The 10,795-nt window shown below is 72.9% G+C and carries 3 protein-coding genes; all 3 read left to right on the top strand.

The genetic code is table 11. From position 1 onward, the window contains the following. The first annotated feature begins 946 nt into the window (after positions 1 to 946). Positions 947 to 1,117, top strand: a complete 171-nt coding sequence (locus tag Sco07f_RS39770; protein WP_159106966.1) for a hypothetical protein — start codon at positions 947 to 949, stop codon at positions 1,115 to 1,117. A 63-nt stretch (positions 1,118 to 1,180) separates the two neighbouring features. After that, positions 1,181 to 1,879, top strand: coding sequence for a 4'-phosphopantetheinyl transferase family protein (locus tag Sco07f_RS21095; protein ID WP_108988863.1), 699 nt, complete (start codon positions 1,181 to 1,183; stop codon positions 1,877 to 1,879). Continuing rightward, positions 1,876 to 10,782, top strand: a complete 8,907-nt coding sequence (locus tag Sco07f_RS21090) for an SDR family NAD(P)-dependent oxidoreductase (protein ID WP_108988777.1) — start codon at positions 1,876 to 1,878, stop codon at positions 10,780 to 10,782. The genes Sco07f_RS21095 and Sco07f_RS21090 overlap by 4 nt, the downstream gene beginning before the upstream one ends. Positions 10,783 to 10,795: the final 13 nt, after the last annotated feature.

Here is a 10,795-nt window from a genome sequence, read left to right as displayed (position 1 = left end):
GAAATTAGCCGGAGTTGCGCGACGGGGCTTCACAAATGGCAGCGCACGGGTGGGCGGTTCGGCCAGGAACCGCGGTGCGGGCGGCAGGGCGGCGTGTTCACTTCGGGACGACGGCGGTCCAGAGAAGTCCGTCGTGGAGCAGGTAAATCGATAGGTGTTCGATGACACGGAGGAACGGGCTGCCGGCGGTCACCGGAGCGGGTGCGGTGCATCGCGGAATCCCACCGCGAGGAGTCCCCGTCGGTCCGGTGTCAGTGACCGGGCCGTACGAAGAACGTCCATGTCGACCGGCTCAGCGCGCTGCGGTCAACCCTTCACGTGCGACGGCTTTTCCAGTGCCGTGAGGGCCGTTGCGCGGTCCGTGGCGGCGTCTCCCGCGATGCGAGGCGCAGCAGGTCGCGACCGGCTTCGCGTCAGAAGTTGAATGATGGATTATGAGTGAAGAACGCGAAAAGGGCCGGTCTTTCACCACTCGCACTCGCGCTCGCACAACCCCCGCTTTACCTCGATCAGCATGGTTGGATTCACCCCCGAGAGTCTCGCAACCTTGATCGAATGGAAAGGGAGCCTAGATCATCCCCCGCAGGCCGTCAACCATGATCTGCCACCGCGAACACGGCACAGCCGGCCCGGTCGCCGACGGGTGGACGGCGCTCACGCAGCTCCGATCGGGCCGGTCAACGCGCTGGCTCGTGTGCTGTGGTGACGGGCCGTTGGGCAGCGGGTTCGGCCTGGAGGGGCGAACCGCGCGATCTTGGAAGGTGGTTGACGGTCGTGATCGGCCAACCTAAGCTCTCGATCCGAATGGGGGAAGCGAGATGGAAAGCCTCGGGGCCTATGGGTCGCGTGGGGCGGCATCTCCGTGATTGTCATCCTCTGTTTACTGATTCTTGGCAGTAACGATCCAAGGTGGCAATCCAGAGCACGTCCTATCGGGAACGCCACCATGCGCAAGGCAATCGAAACCGGGGGAAGAGGCGTGCGCTCGCACATAGTCGACCGTACCGAGCATGGCCGTGAATGCTTGAGTGAAGATTTCGCGGAACTCATTCGTGATCCATCTCTCGATCTCGACCGGTGTCGCCCTGCTCAATTACGCTTCTCGCTTGCCATCTGACAAGCGGCAGGGGTAACGGGGCACGGGGGAGCAGTGATCGAGGAGATACTTCCTGTCGACGTGATGTCCGCAGAGGCATTCGACGACGACGCGGACGTGCGTCTTTTCGCCGAGGAACGCGCGGCCGTCGCCAACGCCGTACCAGGGCGGCAACGGGAATTCGCGACGGTACGACGGTGCGCTCGTACCGCACTCGGTGAACTTGGAATTCCTCCGGTTCCGCTGCCGCCTGGGCGGCAGAGAGCCCCGCAATGGCCGGCCGGAGTGGTCGGCAGTATGACGCACTGCTCCGGATATCGCGCGGCCGCGGTGGCGCGGGCCAGCCGGCTGCACTCCGTGGGCATCGACGCCGAGGAGAGCGCCCCGCTCCCCGATGGCCTGCTCGACCTCGTCGCCCTGCCGCCCGAACGGGACCTCGTGGAACGGCTCGGCGCGCAGAGCGACGCGGTGGCGTGGGACCGATTGCTCTTCAGCTGCAAGGAGGCGGTCTACAAGGTCTGGTTCCCCCTCGCCCAGCGGATGCTGGGATTCGACGGGGCCCGGATCGACATCGATTCCCGCGGCTTCTTCTCCGCGCGGTTCCTGGTGCCTCCACCCCGGGCGGCCGGGGCTCCGGTACCCCGGCTCACGGGGCGCTGGCTGCACCGTGACGGGCTCATCCTGACAGCCATCGCTCTCCCCCTGTCCGTAAGCGGATCCCCGGTTCGCGCCACGCACACCCGGGCACCCTCGCGCGCCCTTCCTGGGACGGAAAAACGATGACCACATCCCTCACGTTCACCGAGTCCTTCACCGTCACCGCCGACAATCCGCTGCTTGCCGGGCACGTCGTGTACGGCCGCAGCCTGCTGCCCGGTGTCGGCTACGTGGACCTGGTGCTCCAGGTGCTCGCCCGGCACGGGCACCCCATGCCCGAGGTCGAGTTGCGCAACCTCACCATCCTCGCGCCCCTCGTCGCCGGGCCCGGTGAGGCCGTCCGAACCACCGTCGAGGGGCGCCCCGCGGCGGGCGGGGGATGCCGCGTCGAAGTGCGCAGCCGCCGCGCCCAGGACGCCACCGACGTCCTGCACGCAGTCGTCACCGCGCACCACCGCGGCCCGGTCGCCTTCACGGAGCGGCTCCCGCTGCCCGTGCAGGGGGCGAGCCGACGCACCACCATGGACGAGATCTACACCTGGTGCCGGGAGTACGACCTCCACCACTCGGGCCTGATGAAGCTCGGCGGCGCGGTCCACCACCGTTCCGGCGACTGGATCGCCGAGCTGGAGCTCGCGCCCGAACACCAGTCCTCCACCGGTGCGTTCCTCTTCCACCCCGCCCTCTTCGAGGCCGGGCTCCTCGGTGGCGGTGTCGCCCTGGGCATGCTGCACGGGGACAACGACGGCCCCGGCCTCTACCTCCCGTTGATGTTCGACCGGTTCCGCGCGGCCGGGCCGCTCGGCGGTCGCTGCTACGTCCGGGTGCCCGCCGACTCCGTCCGTCGCGACGACGAACTCATCCGCCTGGTCGTGGAGTTCTACGACGAGTCCGGCCGGAAGGTCGCCGAGGTCGGGCAGTTCGTCGCCAAGCGCATCAGGGCGGCCGGCGCGCTCGACGTCCGTGGCGACGTCCCCACCGCCCAGGGCGGGGTGCCCGCTGCGGCTGTGGCTGCGACTGCAACTGCGGTTGAGGCTGCGGCTCCGGTGGTGGGTTCCGTGTCCGTTGCCGCTGTGTTGCGGGAGTTGGTGGGTTCTCGGCTGGGTGTGCCGGTGGACTCGGTGGATGCGGGTTTGGGGTATTACGAGTTGGGGTTGGGGTCGGCCGATCTGCTGGCTCTGGTAGGTGAGTTGGAGGGTCGGCTGTCGGTGGAGCTGTCGCCGACGGTGATGTTCGAGTATCGGACGATCGCGGAGCTGGCGGCGTGGTTGGAGCCTCAGGTGCCCGCCAGTGTCCTCGCCGTGGCTCCCGTTGCGCAGGCTCCCGTCACGCAGGATCCCGTCGCGCGGGCTGCGGCTCCGGTGGTGGGTTCCGTGTCCGTTGCCGCTGTGTTGCGGGAGTTGGTGGGTGCTCGGCTGGGTGTGCCGGTGGACTCGGTGGATGCGGGGTTGGGGTATTACGAGTTGGGGTTGGGGTCGGCCGATCTGCTGGCTCTGGTAGGTGAGTTGGAGGGGCGGCTGTCGGTGGAGCTGTCGCCGACGGTGATGTTCGAGTATCGGACGATCGCGGAGCTGGCGGCGTGGTTGGAGCCTCAGGTGCCCGCCGGTGTCCTCGCCGCGGCTCCCGCCGCGCAGGCTCCTGTCCCGCAGGCTCCCGCCCCGCAGGCTGCGGCGGTCGCTCCTGCCGCGCCGACCGCTCTCGCGCCGACCGCGCCCGCCGCGCCGACCGCGCCCGCCGCGCCCGTCGAGCCTGCCGTCCTCGCACGCGCTTCCGCGGCTGAGGCCCCGGTCGGCAGGGCCCCGGTCCCGGATGCCGCGGGCACCGCCGATGACCTCTCCGCCGTACGTACCGCCCTCACCGAAGAGGTGGCGGCCCTTCTAGGGGTGCACCCCACCGATGTGCACCCCGACGCGGAGCTCAGCGAGTTCGGGCTGGATCTGGGCGGGCGTGCGCGGCTCGCCGAGCGGGTGACCGAGCTGTACGGGCCGGCCCTGGTTCCGGGCGACCTGGACGAGCACCGCACGTTGCAGGCGATGGCATCCCATCTCGTCGGCGTCCACGGCGTCCACGGCGTCCGGAACACGTCCGCCGCGCGGGGCGATTCGCCCAACACTCCCGTGCCGCGGACCCACCCACTGCTCGGGCGGACCGTGCCCGGCGGCGCGGCGGACGAGGTGGCCTACGAGACCCGCTTCGACGGCTCGGAACCGTACCTGCGCGACCACCAGGTCCGCGGCGGCCGGGTGCTGCCGGGGGTCGCACAGCTGGAGATGGCGCGCGTGGCGGTCGCCCGGGCGCTGGGCCGGGAGGACACCGCCGCCGTCCGGCTGACCGACGTGGTGTGGCTCCGGGCCGCCGTGTACGGCCCCGACGGGCTGACGCTGCAAGTGCGCGTCCGCACCGGCGGGGAGGGCTCCACGTACGAGGTCCTCGCCGTCGGAGCCGACGGCGGCACCACCCTGTGCGGACAGGGCCGGGCGGTCCTGTCCGAGGATGCCACCGGGCGCACCCTGCCCCTCGACGAGCTGCGGGCCGCGTGCACCGGGGCGACGTACTCCGGCGAGCACGTCTACGGCCTCTACGCAGGCCTGGGCCTGGAGTACGGTCCCTCCCAGCGGTCCCTCACCGAACTGCGCACCGGCAGGGACGCCGAGGGCGGCCGGCAGGTCCTCGCCGAGCTGCGCCTGCCGGAGGCGGCCGAACCGCTGCACGGCGGCCTGATGCACCCGAGCATCCTCGACGGCGCCCTCCAGGCCACCATGGGCCTGTGGCTGGGCGACGGCGGTTCGGCGGCGCTCGCCCTGCCGTTCGCGCTCGACCGCGCCGAAGCCGTCGCCGTCACCCCCGCCACCGCGTACGCGTGGATCCGTCACCGGCCCGGCAGCGGCACCGACCGTGCCTCGGCCCGGCTGGACGTCACCGTCGTCGACGAGCAGGGCCAGGTGTGCGCGGAGCTGACCGGGCTCTCCAGCCGCCCGCTGCCCGGCGCCGAGACGGCAGGCGCTGCCGAGACCGCCGGGACTGCCGAGACGGCCGGCGCTGCCGAGACCGCCGGAAACGAGGAGACCGCCGCGGCATCGGTCGGTGCGGGGACCGCGGCCCCCGGTGATGTGGCGGTCATCGGCGTCAGCGGTCGCTATCCGCAGGCAGCGGATCTGGAGGAGTTCTGGGAGAACCTGCGTACGGGCCGGGACTGCATCCGCGAGGTTCCCGCCGACCGCTGGAACGACGAGCGGTACGCCGGGGCGGGCGCCGGCCGCTGGGGCGGTTTCCTCGACGACATCGACCGGTTCGACCCGCTGTTCTTCCAGATCTCCCTGCTGGAGGCCGACTACCTCGACCCGCAGGAGCGGCTGTTCCTTCAGTGCGCCCACCACACCCTGGAGGACGCCGGATACACCGCGCAGCGGCTTTCGCACGATGCGAAGGTCGGGGTGTTCGTCGGCGTGATGTACCAGGAGTACCAGCTCCTCGGCGCGCAGGCGCAGGAGCGCGGCGAGCCCGCGGCCCTGTGGGGCAGCGCCTCCACGGTCGCCAACCGGGTGTCGTACTTCTACGACTTCCACGGCCCGAGCCTGGCCGTGGACACCATGTGCTCGTCCTCCCTGACCGCCATCCACCTGGCCTGCGAGGCCATCCGCAGCGGCCAGTGCGACACCGCGCTCGCGGGCGGCGTCAACCTCACCCCGCACCCCAACAAGTACCTGGTGCTCGGGCAGCGCAAGTTCCTCTCCAGCGACGGCCGGTGCCGCAGCTTCGGCGAGGGCGGTGACGGCTACGTACCCGGCGAGGGTGTCGGCGCCGTCCTGCTCAAGCCGCTGGAGCGGGCCGTCGCCGACGGCGACCGGATCCTCGGGGTGATCAAGGGCACGGCGGTGAACCACGGTGGTCGCACTTCCGGTTACTCGGTGCCCACCCCGGTGGCCCAGGGCGAGGTCATCGCCGACGCACTCGGTGCCGCGGGCGTCGACCCGCGGTCCCTGAGCTATCTCGAAGCGCACGGCACCGGTACGTCCCTCGGTGACCCGATCGAGGTCAGCGGTCTGACACAGGCCTTCCGCCGCGCGGGCGGCGCACCCGGGCAGCTCGCCATCGGTTCCGTGAAGTCCAACATCGGGCACCTGGAGTCCGCCGCCGGCATCGCCGCCCTCACCAAGGTGCTGCTCCAGCTGCGCCACGGTGAACTCGTGCCGAGCCTGCACGCCGCGAACCTCAACCCGCACATCGACTTCGACCGCACGCCCCTGCGCGTCCAGCGCGCACTCGAGCCCTGGCACCGGCCCGTCGTGGACGGCGAAGATGGCGAACGCCGTACGCTGCCGCGGATCGCCGGAGTCTCGAGCTTCGGCGGCGGCGGTTCCAACGCCCACGTCGTCGTCGCCGAGTACCAGCCACCGGCCCGCCCGGCGCCCACCCCCGGCGACGGCCGCCCCGCGCTGCTGGTGCTCTCCGCCAAGAGCGAGGCCCAGCTCGCCGAACTGGCCCGCCGCCTGCACGCCCGGCTCGGCGAGGCGACCGACGCCGACCTGCCCGCGATCGCCTGGACCCTTCAGACCGGACGCATGGCGCTGGAGGAACGCCTCGCCTTCGCGGTCTCCTCCCTCGCCCAGGCCCGTGAGCGGCTCGCGGCCTTCAGCACCGACCCCGCCGCTCAGGGCCCCTGGCACCGCGGCACCGTCCGCCCGGACCGGCCCGCCGACGCCCCGGCGGTGCGTGCCGCGCTGGACGCATGGACGCGGCAGGGCTCCCCCGAGGACCTCCTCGCGGAGTGGGCCGACGGCGCCGACGTCGCATGGGAACACGCCTGGCCGGCCGGCGGCGCCGTGCGCCGCATCGGCCTGCCCGGCTATCCCTTCGCCCGCGAACGCTGCTGGTTCGACATCGACACCGAGGGCGCACCCCAACGTCCCGCGCGCGGGGACGCCCCGGCGGCCGACGGCGCCGACGCCTCCGACGTGGTGCTGCTGCGGCCCGAGTGGACCGACCGTGTCCCCGCACCGGCCGTGCCCGGCGAACCCTTCACCGACCGGCACGTCGTGATGCTCGGCCGGTTCACCGCCGCCGACCGCGACACCCTGCGAGCCGCCCTGCCCACCGGGACCGAGTGCACCGTCCTCGACCTCGCCGACGGCCCCCTGGACCGGCAGTACGCCGATGCCGTGCGGCAGGTGTTCACGCTGACCCGGCGGCTCCTGGAGCAGGGCGTGCGCCGGCCCACGCTGCTCCAGTTGGCGCTCGTCGGCGCCGACGACCGGCCGGCGTGCTTCAGCGGCCTGGCGGGGCTCCTGCGCACGGCCCACCTGGAGAACCCCAAGCTGCACACCCAGTACCTCGAGTACCTGGACGGAGCCCCGCCCGCCACCGTCGCCGCCCGCCTCGCCGCCGAGGCCACCGCCGACCCCGAGCCCGAGGTGCGCCACCGGGACGGCCGGCGCCAGGTCCGCCGCCTCACCGAGGTCGCCGCCACCCGGCCCTCACCGGCACCCTGGCGGGAGGGCGGCGTCTACCTCATCACCGGCGGCACTGGCGGACTCGGTCTGATCACCGCCCGGGACATCGCCGCCACCGTCGACCGCGCCACCGTGGTCCTCACCGGACGCTCCCCGCTGACCGACGAGCGCCGCGCCGCGCTGGACACCCTGCGTGCCGCGGGCCTGACCGTCCAGTACGCCAGCGTCGACGTCACCGACCGGGCCGCCCTGGCCGCCCTCCTGACCCGCGTCGCCGACGAGCACGGCCCGCTGACCGGCGTGCTCCACGCCGCCGGCGTCGTCGAGGACAACTTCGTCGTCCGCAAGAGCCCCGGAGAGCTCGACCGGGTCCTCGCCCCCAAGGTCGCCGGAACCGTCCACCTCGACGAGCTGACCCGCGACCAGCCGCTGGACCTGTTCGTCTGCTTCTCCTCGATCGCCGGCGCCTTCGGCAACCCCGGCCAGAGCGACTACGCCGCCGCCAACGCCTTCATGGACGCCTACGCCGCCCACCGCGACCGGCTCGTCGGCGCGGGCCTGCGCAAGGGCCGCACCGTGTCCGTCAACTGGCCCCTGTGGGACGAGGGCGGCATGGGCGCCGAGGGCACCGTCCGCGAGCAGCTGCGCGCCGCTGGGCTCGCCCCGCTCGACACCGAACGCGGCCTGGCCGCCCTGCACCAGGCCGTGGCCGGTGCCGCGGGCGGCGTCACGGAAGGCAGGCTGCTCGTGGTGGCGGGCGACCGCGAGGCGCTGCTGACCCGGCTGACGGAGCGCGCGGGGTTGGCGACACCGCAGCCCGCGTCGCCCCAGCCCGCGTCGCCCCAGCCCGCGTCGCCCCAGTCCGCGTCGGCCCAGCCTGCAGCGCCCCAGCCCGCAGCGCCCGAGCCCGCGTCCGCCCGGTCCGCGGCCGCCCCGGCACCGGAAGCTCCCGCGCCCGCCACAGTCACCGGCGGCGGGTCGGTACGGTCCGTCGAGGACCGTGCCGTGGCCCACCTCAGGCGCGTGCTGGCCTCCGCGCTCAAGCTCGGGCCCGAGCGGCTGGACCCCGACACACCGCTCGAGCGGTTCGGCATGGACTCCGTGCTCGCCGTGACCATGGTCCAGCCCCTGGAGGAGACCTTCGGGCCGCTGTCGCGCACGCTGCTGTTCGAGGTGCGGACCGTGCGCGGGCTGGCGCGGTACCTCGCGGACGAGCACGCACAGGCGCTGCGCGCACTCGTCGGCGAGGCGGCGCCCGAGGCCGCCCGGCCGCGGTCCGCCGTACCCGAGGCCGCCGGGGCGCGGACCACCGCACCCGATGTCGCCGGGGCGCGGACCACCGCACCCGTGACGGCCCGGTCGCACACCACCGCCCCCGCCCCGGTCACGCCGGCGGTGGCGGGCCGGGACATCGCCGTCATCGGTATCGGGGGGCGCTACCCGCAGGCCGACGACCTGGACGGCTTCTGGTCCGTGCTGCGCGAGGGCCGGGACTGCGTCACCGAGGTCCCCGCCGACCGCTGGAAGACCGAAGGCGACGCCCGGTACGGCGCCTTCCTCGACGGCGTGGACCGGTTCGACCCACTGCACTTCGGCATCTCGCCCCGCGAGGCCGCCGCGATGGACCCGCAGCAGCGGCTGTTCCTGGAGACGGTGTGGCACCTGCTCGAACAGGGCGGTGTCACCCAGGAGGTCATAGAGCGGCGCTACGACCGGCGCGTCGGCGTGTACGTCGGGGCCGCCTACCAGATGTACCGGGCGGACGCCTCCGAACCGGTGCTCGCGGCGCTCACCTCGTCCGCCTCCTACAACCTCATCGCCAACCGCGTCTCGCACTTCTTCGGCCTGGAGGGCCCGAGCCTCGCCGTGGACAGCATGTGCACCTCGTCGGCGATGGCCGTGCACCTGGCCTGCGCCGACCTGCTGCGCGGCGAGTGCGAACTGGCCGTCGCGGGCGGGGTCAACCTGACCGTGCACGAGGACAAGTACGTCGCGCTCTCCGAGATGCAACTGCTCGGCACCCACCCCGGCGCGCGCAGCTTCCGCGACGGCGACGGCTACCTGCCCGCCGAGGCCGTCGGCGCCGTACTGCTCAAGCCGCTGGACGCGGCGCTGCGCGACGGCGACACCGTCCTCGCGGTCGTCAAGAGCACCGCCTCGCTGCACGCGGGCCGCTCCAACGGCTTCATGACGCCCAGCCACCGCACCCAGGTGGCGACCATGCGGCGGGCGCTGGAACGCGCCGGCGCCGACCCCGGCTCCATCGGCTACGTGGAGTCCGCCGCCAACGGCACCGCCTTCTCCGACGAGGTCGAACTGCGCGCCCTGCGCGAGGTGTTCACCGGTGTCACCACCCCGGTCCCGGTCGGCGCCGTGAAGTCGAACCTCGGACATCCCGAGGCGGCCTCCGGCATCGCCCAGCTCACCAAGGTCGTCCTCCAGCTCCAGCACGGCCAGATCGCACCGCTGGTCGAGGCCGGTACCGCCAATCCCCGGCTGGACCTGGACGGTTCGCCGCTGGAGCTGTGCGACCGGCTCACCGACTGGGAGCCGCGCGGCGGCACGGACACCGGCGGCCCGTCCCGGCCCCGCCGCGCCCTCATCAACTGCGTCGCGGCGGGCGGCTCCCACGTCAGCCTGGTCGTGGAGGCACCACCGGCCGCCGCCGAGGCCCGGACCGTCACCCCGGACACCGCGCCGCAGCTCGTCGTCGTCTCCGCCCGGACCGAGGAACGCCTGCGCACGGCGGTCTCCCGCCTGCTCGACCACCTGGCGGACCTGCCCGCCGAGGACGGCGCCGACTCCGGCGTGAGTCTCGCGGACATCGCGTACACCACACAGCTGGGCCGCGAACCGCTGGCCGAGCGGCTCGCCGTGGTCGCCGCCGACCGGGCCGAACTGGCCCGTGCGCTCGGCGAACACCTGGCGGGCACCCCCACCACCGTGCCCGTGTACCGGGGCAACGCCGACGACGACGCCGGGCCCTGGACCTCCGTCCTGTCCGGCGCCCGGAGCAAGGCCTTCCTCACCGGGCTCGCCGAGGACCGGGCCCTGGAGGAACTGGCCGCCCTGTGGGTGCGCGGAGTCCGGGTGCCCTGGAGCGCGCTGCACACCGGGCGACGCCGGATGGTGCACCTGCCCGCCACCGCGTTCGAGGCGGGCAGCTACTGGGTGGGACGCGACCCGCAGGCGGCCGTGCCGGAGGCGAGGGCGCAGGGACCCGTGCCGCCCGCCGGCGCGGTCACCGACGCCGAGCAGGCCATGGCACAGGCCTGGGCCGACGTCCTCCAGGTCGACGCGGCCACGCTGACCGGACGGACCGACTTCTTCTCGCTCGGCGGCAACTCGCTGCTGGCCACCCGGCTGATCAACCTGCTCAAGGAGCGGGCGGGTGTCGAGCTTCCGGTCGAAGCGGTCTTCGCCGCTCCCCGCCTCTCCGACATGGCTCGGGAACTGGGCGACCGGCTCCTCGTGGCCGGGGACACGAGCACGCCCGAGCTGGATCTGATCCTCGAGAGCATCGTCCTCGTCGAGCACATGGACGACGAGGAGCTGGACGCGCTGGACACCGAGAGCTGAGGCAGAGGGACGA

The sequence above is a fragment of the Streptomyces coelicoflavus genome (assembly GCF_003112555.1).
Classification (GTDB): Bacteria; Actinomycetota; Actinomycetes; order Streptomycetales; family Streptomycetaceae; genus Streptomyces; species Streptomyces coelicoflavus.
This window is presented reverse-complemented; position numbering and strand designations above follow the sequence as displayed.

Bases quoted from the DNA above. Each gene is read 5' to 3' on its own strand.
- Sco07f_RS21090 (WP_108988777.1), top strand. From the start codon at position 1,876: ATGACCACATCCCTCACGTTCACCGAGTCCTTCACCGTCACCGCCGAC.
- Sco07f_RS39770 (WP_159106966.1), top strand. From the start codon at position 947: ATGCGCAAGGCAATCGAAACCGGGGGAAGAGGCGTGCGCTCGCACATA.
- Sco07f_RS21095 (WP_108988863.1), top strand. From the start codon at position 1,181: ATGTCCGCAGAGGCATTCGACGACGACGCGGACGTGCGTCTTTTCGCC.